17 protein-coding genes are annotated in these 18016 nt (G+C 71.7%); 10 read left to right on the top strand and 7 right to left on the bottom strand.

Annotation, left to right across the window (positions count from 1 at the left end):
- Positions 1-171 precede the first annotated feature (171 nt).
- Positions 172-402: a hypothetical protein gene (locus tag ACIO6U_RS05585; RefSeq protein ID WP_401715881.1), complete on the top strand. Its 231-nt coding sequence runs from the start codon at positions 172-174 to the stop codon at positions 400-402.
- Positions 395-1111: a TetR/AcrR family transcriptional regulator gene (locus tag ACIO6U_RS05590; RefSeq protein WP_401715868.1), complete on the top strand. Its 717-nt coding sequence runs from the start codon at positions 395-397 to the stop codon at positions 1109-1111. The genes ACIO6U_RS05585 and ACIO6U_RS05590 overlap by 8 nt, the downstream gene beginning before the upstream one ends.
- Positions 1112-1177: 66 nt before the next feature.
- On the opposite strand, the gene ACIO6U_RS05595 is transcribed toward ACIO6U_RS05590, so the two are convergent.
- Entirely contained in the window at positions 1178-1882 is a 705-nt protein-coding gene (locus ACIO6U_RS05595) for an alpha/beta fold hydrolase (protein WP_401715706.1), read from the bottom strand.
- 237 nt (positions 1883-2119) lie between these two features.
- Here ACIO6U_RS05595 and ACIO6U_RS05600 point away from each other — a divergent pair, with 237 nt between their 5' ends.
- From ACIO6U_RS05600 to ACIO6U_RS05610, 3 genes are all read left to right on the top strand, one after another.
- A complete protein-coding gene (locus ACIO6U_RS05600; protein WP_391160561.1) occupies positions 2120-3376 on the top strand; it encodes a class I SAM-dependent methyltransferase in 1257 nt (418 codons plus the stop codon).
- Between the two features lie 43 nt (positions 3377-3419).
- Positions 3420-3758, top strand: coding sequence for a hypothetical protein (locus ACIO6U_RS05605; RefSeq protein ID WP_401715709.1), 339 nt, complete (start codon positions 3420-3422; stop codon positions 3756-3758).
- Between the two features lie 69 nt (positions 3759-3827).
- Positions 3828-4262 carry a hypothetical protein gene (locus ACIO6U_RS05610; RefSeq protein ID WP_355336948.1) on the top strand — a complete coding sequence of 145 codons (435 nt, stop codon included), beginning with the start codon at positions 3828-3830 and terminating at the stop codon, positions 4260-4262.
- Here the strand turns inward: ACIO6U_RS05610 and ACIO6U_RS05615 are convergent.
- Together ACIO6U_RS05615 and ACIO6U_RS05620 are read right to left on the bottom strand one after the other, a co-directional pair.
- The gene (locus ACIO6U_RS05615) at positions 4232-5200 is read right to left on the bottom strand and encodes a protein kinase family protein (RefSeq protein ID WP_401715712.1); all 969 of its coding nucleotides are present in this window, start codon (positions 5198-5200) and stop codon (positions 4232-4234) included. The genes ACIO6U_RS05610 and ACIO6U_RS05615 overlap by 31 nt on opposite strands.
- Positions 5201-5896: 696 nt before the next feature.
- Positions 5897-6943 carry a LacI family DNA-binding transcriptional regulator gene (locus ACIO6U_RS05620; RefSeq protein ID WP_401715871.1) on the bottom strand — a complete coding sequence of 349 codons (1047 nt, stop codon included), beginning with the start codon at positions 6941-6943 and terminating at the stop codon, positions 5897-5899.
- Positions 6944-7240: 297 nt separating this feature from the next.
- On the opposite strand from ACIO6U_RS05620, the gene ACIO6U_RS05625 reads away from it, so the two are divergent.
- The 4 genes from ACIO6U_RS05625 to ACIO6U_RS05640 all read left to right on the top strand — a co-directional run bounded on the left by ACIO6U_RS05625 (position 7241) and on the right by ACIO6U_RS05640 (position 12285).
- Positions 7241-8587: an extracellular solute-binding protein gene (locus tag ACIO6U_RS05625; RefSeq protein WP_391163913.1), complete on the top strand. Its 1347-nt coding sequence runs from the start codon at positions 7241-7243 to the stop codon at positions 8585-8587.
- A gap of 170 nt (positions 8588-8757) precedes the next feature.
- On the top strand, positions 8758-9762 hold the full coding sequence (locus tag ACIO6U_RS05630) for a sugar ABC transporter permease (RefSeq protein WP_355336942.1): 1005 nt from the start codon (positions 8758-8760) through the stop codon (positions 9760-9762).
- A 4-nt stretch (positions 9763-9766) separates the two neighbouring features.
- A complete protein-coding gene (locus ACIO6U_RS05635; RefSeq protein WP_401715716.1) occupies positions 9767-10702 on the top strand; it encodes a carbohydrate ABC transporter permease in 936 nt (311 codons plus the stop codon).
- Positions 10703-10803: 101 nt separating this feature from the next.
- A complete protein-coding gene (locus ACIO6U_RS05640; RefSeq protein ID WP_355336938.1) occupies positions 10804-12285 on the top strand; it encodes a beta-glucosidase in 1482 nt (493 codons plus the stop codon).
- Positions 12286-12402: 117 nt separating this feature from the next.
- Here the strand turns inward: ACIO6U_RS05640 and ACIO6U_RS05645 are convergent, their stop codons facing one another.
- The 3 genes from ACIO6U_RS05645 to ACIO6U_RS05655 all read right to left on the bottom strand — a co-directional run bounded on the left by ACIO6U_RS05645 (position 12403) and on the right by ACIO6U_RS05655 (position 16231).
- On the bottom strand, positions 12403-13872 hold the full coding sequence (locus ACIO6U_RS05645) for a cellulose binding domain-containing protein (RefSeq protein ID WP_401715719.1): 1470 nt from the start codon (positions 13870-13872) through the stop codon (positions 12403-12405).
- Between the two features lie 257 nt (positions 13873-14129).
- Positions 14130-15497 carry a sensor histidine kinase gene (locus ACIO6U_RS05650; protein WP_401715722.1) on the bottom strand — a complete coding sequence of 456 codons (1368 nt, stop codon included), beginning with the start codon at positions 15495-15497 and terminating at the stop codon, positions 14130-14132.
- Positions 15494-16231, bottom strand: a complete 738-nt coding sequence (locus tag ACIO6U_RS05655; RefSeq protein WP_355336932.1) for a response regulator transcription factor — start codon at positions 16229-16231, stop codon at positions 15494-15496. The genes ACIO6U_RS05650 and ACIO6U_RS05655 overlap by 4 nt, the downstream gene beginning before the upstream one ends.
- A 261-nt stretch (positions 16232-16492) precedes the next feature.
- Between ACIO6U_RS05655 and ACIO6U_RS05660 the strand changes: the two genes are divergently transcribed.
- A complete protein-coding gene (locus ACIO6U_RS05660; RefSeq protein ID WP_355336930.1) occupies positions 16493-17035 on the top strand; it encodes a hypothetical protein in 543 nt (180 codons plus the stop codon).
- A gap of 34 nt (positions 17036-17069) precedes the next feature.
- On the opposite strand, the gene ACIO6U_RS05665 is transcribed toward ACIO6U_RS05660, so the two are convergent.
- Positions 17070-17939 (bottom strand): fused MFS/spermidine synthase, encoded by an 870-nt coding sequence (locus ACIO6U_RS05665; RefSeq protein ID WP_355336928.1) that lies wholly within the window; start codon positions 17937-17939, stop codon positions 17070-17072.
- Positions 17940-18016: the final 77 nt, after the last annotated feature.

The following is an 18016-nucleotide window of genomic DNA, read 5'->3' on the forward strand; positions in this document are numbered from 1 at the left end:
GCGAGATCTCCTCTGCGGACTTGCGGGCCTTCTGGACGCGCGTACCGGCGCAGTCGCGGGTGTGCGGGGCCCGCGGAGTCGCGCCGTGCGGCGGATGCGACGGGAGTGACGTCGCCGTGACGAACGTAGACAGCACACAACAGAATTTGGCAGTGCGAGATTTACCTGACAGTGTTCAAATTCCGGATACACGCCAAGGAAGCCGTCATAGGGTGGGCGCATGCCCGCCGAGGAACACCCGCCAGCGCCACCGGACGTCTCCACGCCGACAACACCGCCGACACCACGGACGACACCGTCGGCACCGCCGACACCAGCAACGCCGCCGCCACCGTCGTCCCCGCCCTCCCCGCCCTCCCCGCCCTCCCCGCCCTCCGCGCCCGCTGCGCCCTCTCTGCGTGAACGGCGGCGCGCGGCGGCGACGCAGGAGATCCTGGACGCCGCCGAACACCTGATCGGGGAGAACGGCCCCGAGGGCCTGTCGATGCGCGCGATAGCCCGCGGCCTGGGCATGACCGTCCAGGCGCTCTACCACTACTTCCCGAGCCGGGACGCCCTCGTCACCGTGCTCGTCACCAAGGCGTACGACGACCTGACCGCCGCCGTACGTGCCGCGCTCGACCGAGCGGCGGCGGACTGGCCGGACCTGCCGCGCCTGGTGGTCGCGGCCGAGGGCTACCGCCACTGGGCCATCGCCCACCCCGAGCGGTACCAACTCCTCTACGGGACACCGCTGCGGGGGTACGCGGCCCCGCACGACGGCATCACCACCCAGGCCAACCGCCGGATGAGCGTGCTCTTCCAGCGCGAACTGTTCGACGGCTTCAGCACCGCGCAGCTCGCAGCGGCCGACGTCCCCGCGCTCTCGCCCCGGCTCCTGGCGCACCTGGACCGGCTGCCGCCGGAGGGCCCGGGAGAGCTGCCCCCGCCGGCGGTCGCTCTCCTCATGGAGGCGTGGGGCCGCCTGCACGGGCAGGTGGTCCTGGAGGTCTTCGGGCACACCTCGTTCCTCGGCGAGCACCAGGCCGAGGTCTTCCGCATGGCGATGCGGAATCTGCTCGCGGACGTCCGCCGCCGTATCCCGGCGGACGTGATGGTGCCGCAGACGTAGGACGGACCCGCAGCGAGTGGGCCCGACACCCGCGCGGGCCCGAGGCCCACGCGCGCCCGGCAGGGATCAGGGGGCGGTCTCGGCCCCCAGGATCGCGGCGAGCTGGCGCGGCTCGGAGAACATCGGCCAGTGCCCGGTGTTCATCTCCACCAGCCGCCACTGCTTGCCGTCCAGGAGCGCGGCCACGTCGCTGTTCGGCTCCGGGCCGTCCAGAAGGCACTTGATGTACGTCGTCGGGAGGTCGGCGAGCGGGCGGGACAGCGCGGCGGGCTCGGTGAGCGAGGGAGCCGGATGCGGGGTCGCGCCCGCGACGAGCCGGGCGATCTGCTCGTCGGTCAGGCCCTGGCCCTCGAACTCCCCGGCGGCGGGCGGCGGCCAGAAGCCGTCCCCCTCGGCCAGGATCGCCTCGAATCTGGCCTGCCCCTCCCACCAGCCGGACGCGAACGACCCGCCCTCGACCGGCACTTCGGAGTCGACCAGGACCATACGGGCCAGCCGGTCACCGATCCGCCCGGCGGCCTGGCCGACCGGAATCCCCGAGTAGCTGTGCCCGACCAGGACCACGTCCCGCAAATCGAGCCGTTCCACCTCGGCCACGATGTCCTCGACATGCGTCCGCTGCCCGGCGTCCGGCGCGGCGCCCCGCTTCTCGGCGAGCCCCGACAGCGTCAGCGGATGGACGCCGTGCCCGGCCGCCCGCAGCTCGGGCACCACCTCGTCCCACGCCCACGCGCCGAGCCACGCCCCCGCGACCAGTACGAATTCAGCCATGGCGGCAACGTATCCGAGGGGAACGACAATCCCGCCGAGGCCCGCACGCCGCCGCGCGACAGCCGTACGACAGCCGTGCGACAGCCCCCGGCAGACGGGCGGCACCCGCGCCAATCCGTACGCCGTACCGCGCCGAATACAGGGTGAGAGCCCCGGCCGGAACAGCCCGGCACAGCCCGGAACAGCACAGCGGAGCCGCCGCCTCACCGGCCGGCACCGCGGAAAGCGAGCGCGTCCATGCCCTCCGTGACACCCACCGCGGCCGACCGGCTGCGCCCCCACCTGGACCAGGCGCTCGGCGGGGAACCGCCGCTGCGGGTGCGGCTGTGGGACGGGAGCGAGCTGGGCTCGGGCGACGGCCCGCTGGTGGTCGTACGGCGGCGGCGGGCGCTGCGGCGGCTGGTCTGGCAGCCCGGCGAGCTGGGCCTCGCGGAGGCGTACGTGGCCGGGGAGATCGACGTCGAGGGCGATGTCGGGGAGGCGCTGCGCACGGTGTGGGCGGCCATCCGGCAGCAGAAGCTGCGGCCCGCCCGGCTGTCGGCGGCCGACCGGGCACGCGCGCTGGCGGCGGCGGTACGGATCGGCGCGATCGGGCCGCGCCCCGCGCCGCCGGGGGCGCCGGCGCGGCTGAGCGGACGCCTGCACAGCAAGGACCGCGACCGGGCCGCGATCCACCACCACTACGACCTGTCGAACGACTTCTACGCGCTGCTGCTCGACGAGACGATGGCGTACTCCTGCGGTTGGTGGACCAGCGACGCCCCCGACTACACGTCCGCCGACGCGCAGCGCGACAAACTCGACCTGATCTGCACGCGGTTGGGACTCGGGCCCGAGGCCCGGCTGCTCGACATCGGCTGCGGCTGGGGCTCGTTGACCCTGCACGCCGCCGAGCGGTACGGCGCCCGCGTCACCGCCGTCACCCTCGCGGCCGAGCAAGCGGCGTACGTACGACAGGAGGTGAAGGCGCGCGGGCTCAGCGACCTGGTCGACGTGGAGTGCCGCGACTACCGCGACATCCGGGGCGGCGGCTACGACGCCGTGGCCACCATCGAGATGGGCGAGCACGTCGGCGACGCCGAGTACCCGGCCTTCGCCGCGGCCCTGCACGACCGGCTCAGGCCGGGCGGCCGGGTGATGGTCCAGCAGATGTCACGCGGCCGGAACGCGCCGGGCGGCGGCGCCTTCATCGAGACCTACATCGCCGCCGACATGCACATGCGCCCGCTCGGGGAGACCGTCGGCCTGCTCGAACAGGCCGGTCTCGAAGTGCGGTCCGTCACCGCGATGCGCGAGCACTACGTCCGCACCATCCTGGCCTGGCACCGCACGCTGGAGGACCGCTGGGCCGAATTCGTCGCCCTCGTCGGCGAGGAGACCGCCCGCGTGTGGCGGCTCTACCTCATCGGCAGCGCCCTGTCCTTCGGGGAGAACCGCATGGGCGTCGACCAGATCCTCGCCTGCCGCCCGCCCGCGCCCGAGGACGCGGCATGAACCGATTTAACGTATTCGGTGCACGGCGGGCCTCACCCATGCATTGGCGCACGGCCTGCGGACGGGCGAGGCGGACGGCGACCGCGACGGGCTGATCACGCTCGGCGAGTTGTACGCGTACGTACGCGACCGGGTGCGGGAGGCCGCCGACGTCCACGACGAACTCCTCATCGCCTGGTGCGACCGCCCCGCCGCGTCCTCCGGCCACCGCCAGGAGCACCCTCACCACCACCTCGCCGTACCGGAGTTGGAGCTGCCCGACGTCCCGGACGCAGCCGTCCCCGCCCCACGTGGTGCTGTCGTCGCCCTCCCGCGCCGCGCCGGGAGTGCCGGTGTGGCGCCGCCCGTGGCGGCGGTAAACGGCGTCGGCAGCGCGTTCTGAGAGCGCGTACGAGGGCCCGCGTTCAAGAAACGTACGCGCCTCGGCGGCCCGAGGTCGTAGCCTCCGTTCATGGCCGAGATCTGGGATGAACAGGAGCTGATCGGCGAGGGATTCGAGCGGGTCTTTGCCGAATTGGACCGATACGACGCCCCGATTTTCGGCCTCGCCGAGGTCGAAGGGGAGCCGCACTACTTCCGGCTCGTGTACGAGGACACCTACGCCGTGTGGCCCGTCGGCGCCGCCCAACTCGCCCTGGAGCGCGAGCGGTGGGCCCTCTTCGCGGCCTGGCACGCCCGCTACGAGGCCGGTACGGCCGAGCCCGACACCCACCCCGGCACGGGCGGCGTCGACGCCCGCTACGACGAACTCACCGCGCTGCTCCTCCCCCACCGCGACACCCCCGCCGAGCCGCGCGTCCTGACCGCCCAGTGGCGCTCCACCCCCGGCCCCCGCTACCGCCCCGACGGCGTCGACTACCGCGTCAGATGGCGGCCCGCCGACTGAACCGGATACGGCGTCTCCCGGCTCTCCGTCCGCAACGCCCTGTGCCACTCCCCCATCTCCTCGGCCAACTGCCCGTGCCGGGCCAGCACCGGAGCCGGGACCTTCCCCGTATTGCGCTCCAGCCAGCGCACCAAGTGCGTACGGATGTAATCGCGGTCGTACGTGCGGTGCCGCTCGTAGAACTCGGCCTCCGCCGACGACAGTTCGAACCTGGTCGACACCGCCAGGCCGTAATCCGCGAAGTACAGGCGGTGGCCGTCGGTCAGGATATTCTCGAAGTGCGCGTCGAAATGCAGCAGTTCGCGGTCGTTCATGAAATCCGCGCCGTCCAGCAGCTCGCGCTCGATCCACTCGCAGACGCGTTCCGTCGTCTCCTCGTCCGCCTCCGCGAGACGGTTCCGCAGCCAATTCTGCAAATTCTGCGGGATGTACTCCATGAAGACCACCGCGCTCGCCGTCGCGTCCCGCACACCCTCGATGCGGCGCCTCATTCCGGGGCTGCCGCCCCAGTACGCCACCGCCGCCTCCACATCGGCCAGCTCCTTCGGCAGGGGCCTTCTCGTGCTCGGCAGCACCCGCCAGTGATACGTCATGGGGAAGCCGTCGTGCTCTCCCGCCAGGACCCAGTTCGTCGTCATGGCATGGACGGCCAGTTCGCGCCAGGCGCCGAAGCCGGGGGTGGCGATGCCGTAGTGGCAGAACGCCGGGAGGTCGAATACGTTCGCCGTCGAGTGGGTGTTCTCCGGGCGCCTTTCGAGGTCGGTGAGGCGGATCTCCTTCACGAAGACGGGGGTTCCCGCGAGGAGCACCTTTGAGGTGTGTCCGCCGATGCCTTCTCCGAGGGGTTCACCCCTTTCCACGAGCTCGCGCAGTTCCGCGTCACTTCTCAGCGCCAGCTCTGTCGCCACTTCCCCGTAAACCGCGGTCCGCTTCTTCACGTCCTGTTCTTCCTCCGTCCTGTCTTTCCCACCCGCCCACCCGTGCGGGTGCTTTCTTCGTCTGCGGGTGCCGCTTGTGCCCGGTCGGTCCCGGCCCGGGGCACCTCCTCGGGCGACGAACGTGCACCCACTTCGAAAACGTCCAGCCCCTTTCCGTTCGTCCCCCTGCGGGGGCACCCCGCACCGTCCCCTCCGGTCCGTCGGCGTCCGCCTGTCCGCTGTGGCTGGGGGGGGGGAGGGTGGGAGGGGGTGCGGGCCCTGCGACGCCCAACCCTCCGGCGGGGTGGGCGCAAGGGGGTGGGGGGGAGCCCGGGCCCTGCGTCACCCGACGTCCAGCCGGGTGGGCGGGGGGTGCGGGTGCTGGGGGGGGTAACAGAGGCTTCGTTGGGCGCCTGGGGAAGGGACCGGTCTTTCCGGAGCGGCCGGGAGGGGGCACCGGCGCAGGGCGGCTCGCCGAAAAGAACCCCCTCCCCGGCAACCCCCACCGGACCGCCGGACGCCGACGTACCGGGAGGGGACGGGCCGGGGTGCCCCCGCAGAAATGCGGTGACAAGAAGGGTGCCGAATAAGCAAAGGCCAGGTAGCCGCATTTCGAGGAGGTGCCCCGGACCGGCACCGACCCAGGCACAAGCGGCACCCGCAGACGAAGAAAACACCCGCACGGGTGGGCGGGCGGGAAAGACAAGACAACGAGCCCTAAACAGAGTCGCGTTGAATCAGCTCAGTGGCCAGAACGACATGGCGTCGCACCGAATCCCGCTCAGCGATCTCCTCCAGAAGCACCCGCGCCATCGTGCGCCCCATCTCCTCCGTCGGCTGCCGAACACTGGTGAGCGCCGGATCCATGTGGCGCGCGATGGCCGAGTCCTCGAAACCGACGAGCGCGACATCGGTCGGCACAATCCGCCCCGACTCGCGCAGCACCTGCCGCGCGCCGGCCGCCATGAGGTCGGAGGCGGCGAAAACGGCGTCGATGTCCGGCCGCCGCGCGAGCAGCTCGCGCATGGCCCGCCGCCCGCCCTCCTCGGTGAAGTCGCCCCGGGCGACGAGCTCCGAGTCCGAGGAGCCCCCCGAGGAACCCCCGGCGGAAATCCCCGCCGCCTCCACGGCCTGCCGATACCCGTCGAGGCGACACCGGGCCACGTACATGTCCGGCGGCCCGGTGATCGTCGCGACGGCCCGCCGCCCGCGGGCGAAGAGGTGGGCGACGGCGGCACGCGCGCCGCCGACGTTGTCGGCGTCCACGTACGAGACGGATTCCAGGTCACTGCGCCGCCCGTTCAGAACGGCGGGCATGTCGAGCTGTTCGAGAAGGTCGGGCAGCGGATCGTCCTCGTGGACGGAGACCAGCAGGACGCCGTCCACGCGGTGCGCGGCCAGGTACTGGCCGAAACGGGCCCGCTCCTTGGGCGTACGGATCAGCGTGAGCAGGAGCTGCATGTCGGTGTCGGCCAGCTCCGCCCCGATCCCCCGGATGATGTCGGAGAAGTACGGCTCGGCGAAGAGCCGCGTCTCCGGCTCGGGGATGACCAGAGCGATCGCGTCGGTACGATTTCCGGCCAGCGCGCGGGCCGCGCGGTTGGGCACGTACCCCAGTTCGGCGATGGCGGCCTCGACCGCGGCCTTCGCGCGGTCGCTGACCCGCGGCGACCCGTTGATGACGCGCGAGACCGTGCCGCGTCCCACCCCGGCGCGTACAGCCACCTCTTCCAGGGTGGGCCGTCCGCTGTGCCGCCCGTTCATGGCCACTTCCGCCTCCTGTGCTCCACTGTCGCGCCACCTTAGCGCCCGGCCCGCTCTGGACAGCAGGATCTCTTGAGAGCGCTCCCACGCTGTGTTCACCGTACCCGCCCCACGGCGTCCGATCCGTTCAAGAAGTGACCATCGGTCCGGTCCGGACACGTTCCGGCAACGAAATCGACTTCACATCTTGACACTGACCCCTCCGAGGCCGGATTGTTCCGGCAAGCTTAGTGGGAGCGCTCCCACACCCTCACTCGCACCACCGCACGCCAGACCCACCCTGACAAGGAGAGTGGAATGCGCACTTCCGGCAGAACCCGCAAGGCCGCAGTCATCGCGGTCGCGGGTCTCGCGACCTGCGCGACCCTGATCACCGGATGCAGCAGCGACAGCAAGAGCAAGGACTCGGGCAACGGGAGCACCGCCTCCTCGACCGAGAAGATCACGCTGCACGTCGGTGACTTCGGATCGTTCGGCTACGACGACAAGACGGGCGCGGCCCTCTTCTCCGAGTACCACAAGCTGCACCCCAACATCACGATCGTCGAGGACAACGTCGCCGACGGGCAGCAGTACTGGGACGCCCTGAAGCTCCACCTCTCCCAGGGCAGCGGCCTCTCCGACATCCAGGCCATCGAGATCGGCTACATCGCCGAGGCCACCGGCCCGACGCTGGCGTCGAAGTTCGTGGACCTGGGCAAGGCCAAGGGCGTCAACGTCGGCGACTGGCTGGACTACAAGGAGAAGCAGGCCACCACCACCGACGGTTCGGTGATCGGCCTGGGCACCGACATCGGCCCGATGGCGGTCTGCTACCGCAAGGACCTCTTCAAGGCCGCGGGTCTGCCCGACGACCGCGAGGCGGTCGCGGCCAAGTGGGCCGGTGACTGGTCGAAGTTCCTGGCCGTCGGCAAGGAGTTCAAGGCGAATGCGCCCTCGGGTGTGGCCTTCACCGACTCCGGCAGCGGCCTGTTCAACGCGGTGGTCTCCAGCCAGACCACGCAGTACTCCGACGCGTCCGGCAAGCTGATCTACGACACCAGCCCCGGTGTGAAGACGGCGTGGGACCTGGCGACCGAGGCCGTCAAGGACGGACTGACCGACAAGCTGCGGCAGTTCGACGCCAACACCTGGAACGCGGCGTTCAAGAACTCCAAGTTCGCGACCGTGGCCTGCCCGAGCTGGATGATCGGCATCATCAAGGACTCGGCCGGCCCCGCCAACCAGGGCAAGTGGGACATCGCCGCGCCGCCGCAGGCCGGCAACTGGGGCGGTTCGTTCCTGTCGGTGCCCAAGGCCGGCAAGCACATAGCGGAGGCGACCGCGCTGGCCGCCTGGCTGACCGCACCCGCCCAGCAGGCGAAGGTCTTCGCGAAGAACGGCAACATCCCGTCGACCAAGGCGGGTCTCGCCGACCCGGCCGTGCAGAACGCGACGAACCCGTACTTCGGTGACACCCCCGTCGGCAAGATCTACTCGGCCACCGCGGAGAGCATCCAGCCCGCGCCCATCGGCCAGTACGACGGTCAGGTGAAGACCTTCATCACCGACAACGGAATCCTCGACATGGAGCAGCACGGCACCTCGGCCGAAAAGGCGTGGTCGAACGTGAAGGCGCTGGTCAAGGACAAGATCGACCAGTAGCGCGGACGGGGCCGCCCGGCAGTGTCTCCCACCTGCCGGGCGGCCCGCACCTCGTCTCCCCGCACCTCGTACCGCCCCCGCAGCCGCGGCCGGACCACCCCGGACGACCGCGGCCCTCCTCCAGTCACCGCACAACCCTCGCCCGAACCCCTACGGGAAGGACGCCACTCGTGGCCACCTCCGTCAGGGCGACGTCCGACGGCAGTCCTCCGTCGTCCCGGCCCGCCGCCCCCCGCTCGCCCGGCAAGGGCGCCCACCGCCCCCCGGGCTGGCGTTCCAGGCTGTACCGGCTGGACACCAAGGCGTCGCCGTACGCGTACATCGCCCCGTTCTTCATCTGCTTCGCGGCCTTCGGCCTCTTTCCGCTGATCTACACCGGCTACCTCTCCTTCAACCAGGTGCAGCTCGGCGGCGACGCCAGTTGGGTCGGTTTCCGGAACTACACCCGCCTGTGGGACAGCGAGTTCTTCTGGAACGCGCTGCGCAACACCTTCTCGCTCGCGGTGATCTCGACCGTGCCGCAGCTCCTGATGGCGCTCGGGCTCGCGCACCTGCTGAACTTCAAGCTCAGGGCGCGCGGCTTCTTCCGGGTCGCGGTGCTCGCGCCGTACGCCACCTCGATCGCGGCGGCGTCGCTGGTCTTCGTCCAGCTCTTCAATCCCGACTACGGGATGGTCAACCAGATCCTCGCCCACTTCGGGGTGCACAACCTCGACTGGCAGTCGTCCAAGTGGCCCGCGCAGATCGCCATTTCGGCGATCGTGACCTGGCGCTGGACCGGCTACAACGCGCTGATCTACCTGGCCGCGATGCAGGCCGTGCCGTCCGACCTGTACGAGGCGGCGGCGCTCGACGGGGCCTCGCGCTGGCGGCAGTTCATCAGCGTCACGATCCCCTCGATCCGGCCGACGATTCTCTTCACCATCGTGGTCTCAACGATCGGCGCCACACAGCTCTTCGGTGAGCCGCTGATCTACGGCGGCGGAGTCGGCGTCAGCGGCGGCTCCGCGCATCAGTACCAGACGCTGAGCCTCTACATGTACGAGAAGGGCTGGGCGACCGGCGCGCTGGGCCAGGCCTCCGCCGTGGCCTGGGTGATGCTGCTGATCCTGCTGCTCATCGGCGCCGTCCAACTGTTGATCGTGCGGGCCAACCGCCGGAAGCTCGGGGGCTGACCTCATGGCACAGACAACCGAAACGCAAGCGTTCGGGGCCGCGCCGTCGCGGCGGTCCGCCGCCGTACCGCCGCCCAGGCCCCCGCGTCGCCGGTTCCTGCGCAGGAGTGGGGCGGGCAAGCAGGAGCACGCGGGCCCGGTCGCGTACGTGATTCTCGTCGTCGCGGCGCTGATCTCGCTGTTCCCGCTGTACTGGACGGTGGTGGCGGCGTCGCGCACGGACGCCGAGATCGTCACGCCGCCGATGCCGCTGCTGCCCGGCAGCCATCTGATCGACAACCTGCACATCGTGTGGGACCAGGTCGACATGGGCAAGGCCCTGATCAACTCCACGATCGTGGCGGGCTTCGTGTCGTTCAGCACGGTCATGTTCGCGACGCTCGCCGGATTCGCCTTCGCCAAGCTCCAGTTCCGCGGCCGTAACGCGCTGCTGATGCTGGTGGTCGCGACGATGACGATCCCGCCGCAGCTCAGCGTGATCCCGCTCTACCAGATCATCACCAACCTGGGCTGGGTCGGGCACATCCAGTCCGTCATCCTGCCGTCGCTGGTGGCCGCCTTCGGCGTGTTCTTCATGCGGCAGTTCCTGTCCGAGGCGCTGCCGATCGAACTGGTCGAGGCGGCGCGGGTGGACGGCGCGCACAGCCTGCGGATCATCTGGCACGTGGTGTTCCCGGTGGCGCGGCCCGCGATGGCCGTGCTGGGAATGCTGGTGTTCGTGCAGTCGTGGAACGACTTCTTCTGGCCGTTCATCGCGCTCAACCAGCAGAACCCGACGGTTCAGGTCGCGCTGGCCGGTCTGGGTTCCGGTGACCACACCATCGACCACTCGATCGTGGTGACGGGCGCGCTGGTCGCCACGCTGCCGCTGCTGCTGGTCTTCGCGGTCCTCGGCAAGCACATCGTCGGCGGCATCACGGCAGGTGCCGTCAAGAGCTGAACCCTTCGTGAACTCCCCCATGCCTCCCCTGAACTCCCCCTGAGCAGCGTCCTGTTGGCCCCCTCCCCCGCTTACCCCTGATTCCCCTGGAGTCCCCCGTTATGACCGCTGTCCGCTCCGAGAGCGCCGAGAGCGCCAATGTCTCGGCCTCGCTCCGCTTTCCCCCCGGCTTCGTCTGGGGGGCGGCCACCGCCGCCTACCAGATCGAGGGCGCCGCGGCCGAGGACGGCCGCACCCCTTCGATCTGGGACACCTTCAGCCACACGCCCGGCCGCGTCCACAACGGGGACACGGGTGACATCGCGGCCGACCACTACCACCGCTTCCGCGACGACGTCGCGCTCATGTCCGACCTGGGCCTGGGCGCGTACCGGTTCTCCGTCTCCTGGTCGCGCGTGCAGCCGACCGGGCGCGGCCCGGCCGTCCAGCGCGGCCTCGACTTCTACCGCTCGCTCACCGACGAACTGCTCGACCGCGGCATCACGCCGGTGGCCACCCTCTACCACTGGGACCTCCCGCAGGATCTGGAGGACGTCGGCGGCTGGACGGTACGCGACACCGCCGAGCGGTTCGCCGACTACGCGGCGCTGGTGGCCGGCGCGATCGGCGACCGGGTGCCGTACTGGACGACCCTCAACGAGCCCTGGTGCTCGGCCTTCCTCGGCTACGGCTCCGGCGTGCACGCGCCGGGCCGCACCGAGCCGGAGTCGGCGCTGCGGGCCGTCCACCACCTCAACCTCGCGCACGGCAAGGCGATCGGGGCCCTGCGCTCCGCGCTGCCCGCCGCCGCGCAGACCTCGATCACCCTCAATCTGCACCAGATCCGCCCGCTGACCACCTCACCGGGCGACCTCGACGCGGCCCGCCGGATCGACGCGGTCGGCAACCGGGTCTTCCTCGGCCCGATCCTCGGCGGCGACTACCCGGCCGATCTCCTCGCGGACACCGCCCACTTGGTGGACTGGGAGTCGCTGGTACGGGAGGGCGACCTCGCGGAGATCTCCCGGCCGATCGACCTGCTGGGCATCAACTACTACACGCCGACGCTGGTTTCGGACGGCAAGCAGCGCGCCGACGGACCCGACGTGCCCCGCAACGACGGGCACGGCGCCAGCGACCACTCGCCGTGGCCCGGCTCCGAGCACGTCGCCTTCCACCTGCCGCCCGGCGAGACCACCGCGATGCGCTGGGCGGTGGACGCCACCGGTCTGTACGACCTGATCCACCGGGTGGCGCGCGAGCACCCGGGGCTGCCGATGATGGTCACCGAGAACGGCGCCGCCTACGACGACTACATCTCGCCCGAGGGCACGGTCAACGACCCGGAGCGGATCGCGTATCTGCGCAGCCACCTGGCGGCGATCCACCGCACGATCGCCGACGGCGTGGACGTACGCGGCTACTTCCTGTGGTCGCTGATGGACAACTTCGAGTGGGCGTACGGCTACAGCAAGCGGTTCGGCGCGGTCTACGTCGACTTCGGCACACAGCGCCGCATCCCCAAGCAGAGCGCCCACTGGTACGCGGCCGTCGCCCGCGAGAACGTCCTTCAGGGAGTCGCGGAGGAGGACGGGGCTTCCTGAGGGAACGGAAAAGGAGCGGTACGGACAGCTCGAGGGTGCTGTCCGTACCGCTCCGCGCTCCTCTCCCGTGGGGGTGGGAGAGGCACGGTTCAGGGGGCGTTCACAGGTGACGTGCCGTCAGCCGGTGTACGCGGCGAACGCCTTGGAGAAGGCGCCCGCGCTCTGCACGATCGAGCTGCACGAGGCGTCGGCCCAGCTCTGCGCGCCGCCCGCGCACTGCTTGTCGCGGGTCGCGGACCACATCGACAGCCACGCCAGGCCCTTGGACTTGGCGAAGGTCACCAACTGCGTGGCGTCCTCAACGGTGAAGATCTCCGTGGCGACGTCGTTGACGCCGATCATCGGCGTCACCGCGATCTTCTTCCACGCGGCGGCGTCGGAGATCCCGAGCACGCTCTTGACCTGCGCCTGCGTGGCGGTCGCGCCGTCGATCGCGTACTGGCCCATGTCGCCGCTGAACGAGGAACCGTAGTCCATCGCCATGATGTTGACGGCGTGGATGTCCACCCCGTTGCTCTTGGCGTTGCTCAGCAGATTGATGCCGTCCTGCGTGAGCCCGGTCGGCATCGCGGGCAGCGTGTACGAGACCTCAAGTCCGCTGTGGCTCTTCTGGAGTTGGGCGATGGCCTGCGCGCGGCGGGTGTTGGCCGCGGTGTCCGGCAGCGCGCCGCCCTCCACGTCGAAGTCGACCTTCGTGAGCTTGAACTGGTCGATGGCCTTGCCGTACGCCGCCGCCAGGTCCGACGCCGAGGAGCACGCCGAGGCCAGCTCCGTACCGTTGGCGCCGCCGAACGATACGCGTACGTCGCCGCCGGCCGCCCGCAGCGCGCCGATCTGCGCGGCCACCGCGTCACCGCCCAGGTCGGTGACGCCGCCCCACTTGGGGACGCAGCCGCCGCCGGACACGAGGAAGGCGAGGTTGAACTCCTTGACGCCGTTGGCCTTCGACGCGGCGACGAGGTCGTACGCCGGGTAGAGGGAGGTGTCGACGTAGGGGGCGAAGCCGCTGGACGCCGTGGTGCCGCCGCCGCCCGAGGTCGGGGTCGGGGTCGGGGTGGCGGTGGGCGTCGGGCTCTGCGTGGGCTTCTGGGTCGGGGTCGCCGTGGGGGTCGCGGTCTGCGTCGGGTGGCCCGTCGGGGTCTGCGTGGGGCCGTCGGAGACCGAGCACTTCGCAGTGTTGATCAGGCAGTTGACGGGGTCGCCCGCCGCGCCGGACGCGCTCGTCACGAAGCCGACGTCGACTTTGCCGCCGGGGGCGATCGTGCCGTTCCAGCTCTCCGCGGTGACGGTGACCGTCTGGCCCGACACCTGGTAACTGCCGTTCCACAGCGAGCTGATCTTCGTTCCCGCAGGCAGGTCGAACTTCAGCGTCCAGCCGGTGAGGGCGCTGCTCGCGGAGTTCGTGATCTCGTACTGGCCGGTGTAACCGCCGTCCCACCCGCTGGTCTTGGAGTACACCGCCCCGACCGACGCGGCACTCGCCGATCCCGCCAGTGCGAAGGCGCCTCCGGCTACGGCGGCGACGGCGGTGAGGCCGCCTATCAGTTGGACCTTCCGGCTGGGGCGACGGCGGTGCGTTGTTGCCATGTTCGAGCCTGCCTCTTGGGGGTTGGGGGGAGGGGGACGCGTTGGCACGCTAGCGCGCGGAGAGGGGACAAATTGGCTGGTCCGGGCTGCGGACGGGGTTCTTATGGCGCGCTTAAGGCGGCGCAAGGGAGCCGTTAAAGGTGGGGCCTCATCGCCGGCGGGGCTCGTCGCCCCCAACTACTGCTGGGAGGTGCCCCCACAGACGCCGGACGGGCTGAATCCTGGCTTCCGGCACCCGCGCCGGGCGCGCTGCGCGCTCAGCGGTGGCGGTTGAGGGGGGTGCGGCGGTGGGTGGGGTGGGGGGTCGAGGTGTGGGGGGAGAGGGCGAGCCAGAGGCGGATCTCGGCGCCGCCGAGGACGCTGCGGCCGACGGCGAGGTCGCCTCCGGTGGATTCGGCAACGCGGCGGACGATGTCGAGGCCGAGGCCGGTGGAGCCCTGGCCGCCCGCGCCGTGGCCGCGGCGCAGGGCGGCGGCCGGGTCGGCGACGCCGGGTCCGGCGTCGGAGACGAGGACGATGACGGCGTCGTCGCCGCGGTGGACGTCGACGGCGAAGGCGGTGCCCTCCGGGGTGTGGCGGAAGACGTTGCCGAGCATGGCGTCGAGGGCGGCGGCCAGTTCGGCGCGGGCGACGGGGACCCGTACCGGCCGGTCGGCCCCCGCGGAGCGGACCTCGCGGCCCTCGTCCTCGGCGAGCGCGGACCAGAAGGCCATCCGTTCGCGGATGACCTCGGCGGCGTCGCACCCGGCGGCGCCGGTCGCGGTGTGGGCGCCGCGCTGTTCGCGGGCGGCGCGGATGATCTGGTCGACCTCGCGTTCGAGCTGGGCGACGGCCGCTCGGGTCTGGTCGGCGGCCGGACCTTCGCCGAGGGACGCGGTGTTGAGCCGCAGCACGGTGAGCGGGGTGCGCAGCCGGTGCGATAGATCAGCCGCCAACTCCCTTTCGCTGGCGAGGAGTTCGACCACCTGGTCGGCCATGGCGTTGAACGCGGCGGCGGCGGACCGCAGTTCGCTGGGACCGGCCTCGGGAACCCGTACCGCCAGGTCGCCTTCGCCGAGGCGCTGCGCGGCGCCCGCGAGCCGGGCGGCGGGGCGGACCATGCGGGTGCCGAGCCGGTCGGCGATGGCGACCGAGCCGACGATCAGGCCGATTCCGACGGCGGCCAGCACCAGCCAGGCGGTGGGGACACCGCGGTTGATGTCGTCGTCGGGCACGAACACCTCGACGACCGCGACCGTCCCCGAGCTGACGGCGGTCGGCTGGAGCAGCGCGTATCCGCCGGGGACGCGTACGGTCGCGGCCTCGCCGTACGCCGAGGCGGTGTGCAGCGCGGCGTCGGTGGCGTGCGGGGTGCCGATGCCGACGGCCGGGGACTGCGCGGTGGCCGGTATGCGCAGCGCGATCCGGGACTCGGCGCCCGCCTGGGTGCTGGCGATGGCGCGTTCCAGCTCACCCCGGTCGGTGGTGATGGCCAGGGCGGGGCCGATCGCGGCGGCCTGGCGTTCGGCGTTGGTGAGCGCGCGGTCGCGGGCCAGTTCCTTGACGACCAGGCCGAGCGGTACGGCGAAGGCGATGACGACCATCGCCGTCACCGCCAGGCTCACCTTGATCAGCGCCCATCTCATGACGGCGGCGCCGCGGGGGCGGCCGGTATCGCGGTGGGCGGCAGGGCGGCGGGCGGTTCGAGTTTGACGCCGACGCCGCGCAGGGTGTGCAGATAGCGCGGACTGGCCGCGGTCTCGCCGAGCTTGCGGCGCAGCCACGACAGGTGGACGTCGATGGTCTGGTCGTCGCCGTACGACTGCTGCCAGACCTCGGCGAGCAGTTCGCGGCGGGCGACGACGACGCCGGGCCGGGCGGCGAGGAAGGCCAGCAGGTCGAATTCGCGGCGGGTCAGGTCGAGGACGGCGCCGTCCAGGACCGCTTGTCGGCGGCGTACGTCGATGTGCAGGCCGCCGACGTGGATCAGGGCGTCCGCGGTGGGCGCGGCGGACCGGCTGCGGGCGCGCCGCAGGACGGCGGAGAGCCGCGCCGACAGGTGCTCGACGGAGAACGGCTTGATCAGGTAGTCGTCGGCCCCGGCGTTGAGCAGCCGTACGACCTCGGCCTCGTCGTCCCGCGCGGTCGCGATGATCACCGGTACGTCGCTGAGGCCGCGCAGCATCTTCAGCGCCTCGGACCCGTCGAGGTCGGGCAGGCCGAGGTCGAGGATGACCACGTCGAAGCCGACCTGCGCGACCTCCCGCAACGCCTCAAGAGCCGTCCCCACGCTGCGTACCGTGTGGGACGCCTCGGTGAGGTGCCGAATGAGGGCGGACCGCACGAACTGGTCGTCCTCGACCACGAGCACACTTGCCATGCGCCGCAACCTAGCCCATCCGGGGGACCGGGCACCGGCCCGCCCGGCGATCCGAGGTGCGTACGGGGCGCGGACGGGGGTGCGTAAAGGGGCGCATCGGACGCGCGGCGGGGCGGGCGGTCTCGCGGACGGCGGTGCTTCGGCCAGCCGCTGGGCCCGGTGCCGAATCCGGTGCCGAACCCGGTGTTGAGGCGGACGCTGAGCCGGGCGTTGAGCCGGGCGTTCCTGTACGTGTTCCGGGCGGCGGGCGGGTGCGGCAGTATGGCGCGCGTGCACAGAGGACTGTTCCATGTCGGCGCCTGGGCGCTGGCGACCGCGGCGGCCGTGACCTTGTCGTGGTTCGGCGTGCACTCGGTGCTGCGTACGGCGTACGACCCGCCGCGCGCCCTGCCGATCTCGGACGGGGACCCGCCGGTCGTGTCCTCCACGCACCGCCCGAAGCCGACGCCGCCCGCGACGCCGACCGCCACGCACACCAGGGCGACAGCCCCGCCCCCGGTCACCGGCAAGGCCAAGGTGCCGCCGAAGACGCCGCCGGGCACGCCGAAGGCGACCGCCACGGCGAGCGGCGACACCGGCCATGTGCACAGCTACACCGTGGAGGGCGGCCGGGTCGCCCTCGACCTGGGCCCCGACTCGGCGTCGCTGGTCTCCGCGACGCCCAATCCGGGCTGGCAGATGCAGGTCTGGACGCAGGACGGCTGGCTGCGGGTGACCTTCACCGAGACCTCCGGCAGCGGCTCGTCCTCCGTCTTCTGCACCTGGAACGGCCACGCGCCGACGGTCCAGGCCTTCGAGGACTGACGCCCGGCCCGCCGCCACGGGGCAGGCCGCGGGCTTACGTGAAGACGCCGGGCGGTGGCGCCGGGGAGTCGGCGGCCGTGGCGTCCGTGACGACGGGCGCGCCGCCCGCGAAGTCCGCCAGCCCGCGGCCGTGTTCGACCCGGCCGGGGTGCGGGTCGGTGGCGACCCTGCGGGTCAGTTCGGCGACCGGCAGCGGGTGGTCGGCGGCGTAGAGGATGAGATTGCCGAATCTCTTGCCGCGCAGCACGGCGGGGTCCGCGGCCAGGCAGACCTCGGCGAAGGCGGCCCGTACGGTGGCGATCTGCGCGCGCAGGAAGTCCAGCCGCCCGCCGTCTGCGAGGTTGGCGGCGTAGTGCCCGTCGGGCCGCAGCACCCGGCGGACCTCGGTGAGGAACTCGGCGCTGGTGAGGTGGGCGGGGGTGCGGGCGCCGCCGAAGACGTCGGCGATGACCAGGTCGGCCCAGCCGTCGGGCAGTTTGGCCAGGCCCGCGCGGGCGTCGCCGCCGCGTACCTTGATCCGCCAGCCGCGGTCCCAGGGCAGTTCGGCCCGGACCAACTCGACCAGCGCGGTGTCCAGTTCCACGACCTGCTGGGTGGAGCGCGGGCGGGTGTGCGCGGTGTAGCGGGCCAGCGTCAGGGCGCCGCCGCCCAGGTGCAGGACCTGCAACGGGCGGCCGGGCGGCGCGGCCAGGTCGATCAGGTGGCCGAGCCTGCGCTGGTAGGAGAAGTCCAGGTGCGCGGGGTCCGCGAGGTCCACATGCGACTGCGGGGCGCCGTCGATCAGCAGCGTCCAGCCGCCGGGGCGCGCCCGGTCGGGCACGAGCGCGGCGAGTCCGCCTCCCACCTGTGCCTCGACCGTGTCCGGGGTACGCGCCCTGCCGCCGCTCTGCCGCTTGCCTGCCATCCCCCGATTATCGGGGACGGCCGGCGGCCGGGCGGGTCAGGGGCGGGGAGGCCGGAGGGGCCGTGCGTGATCCGCTG

It is taken from the genome of Streptomyces sp. NPDC087422, from assembly GCF_044744145.1.
In the GTDB taxonomy this organism is placed as follows: Bacteria; Actinomycetota; Actinomycetes; order Streptomycetales; family Streptomycetaceae; genus Actinacidiphila.